Annotated in this window: 1 rRNA gene; it reads left to right on the top strand. The window is 53.1% G+C overall.

Features of this window, described 5'->3' with window-relative positions:
* A 23S ribosomal RNA gene (locus VPK24_RS01965) occupies positions 1-621 on the top strand; the annotation flags it as partial.

Raw genomic sequence — 621 nt, 5'->3', positions numbered from 1 at the left:
GGGCGAGGCGAGAGCTAAGTTCGATGGACAACTGGTTAATATTCCAGTACTTAATTAATGAGCGACGTAGGGACGAAGTGGTGAAAGGATCGCCCTCTGACGGAATAGAGGGTTGAAGGCTGTAGCTATAGGATGTGTAGGCAAATCCGCACGTTTTGGCAAAGGCTGATAGTACACAAGACCTTCGGGTGGCGTGATAGTATCCCTAAAGGCTTCCGAGAAAATCTGCTAAGCATATTGTTAGTTAACCCGTACCGCAAACCGACACAGGTGGTCGAGGAGAGAATCCTAAGGTGCTCGAGTGAATCACGGCTAAGGAACTCGGCAAAATAACCCTGTAACTTCGGGAGAAGGGGAGCCTACCCATGCGAATGGGAGGCCGCAGCGAAGAGGCCCAGGCGACTGTTTAACAAAAACACAGGGCTTTGCGAAGTCGCAAGACGACGTATAGGGTCTGACGCCTGCCCGGTGCTGGAAGGTTAAGAGGGGATGTTAGTCCACCTTTTGGGGGGCCAACAGCTTGCCCCAACCCTGGATGATGTCTACGCCAATCCGCTTCAGGCTGTTGGTCAGGTCGCCTTGGATTTTGCCCACCAGGTTGGTGGCATGGTCGGCGATCGC

It is taken from the genome of Limnothrix redekei LRLZ20PSL1 (genome assembly GCF_043235035.1).
Classification (GTDB): domain Bacteria; phylum Cyanobacteriota; class Cyanobacteriia; order CACIAM-69d; family CACIAM-69d; genus CACIAM-69d.
Note: the sequence above shows the minus strand (reverse complement) of the source record. Positions and strands in the feature narration are given on the sequence as shown.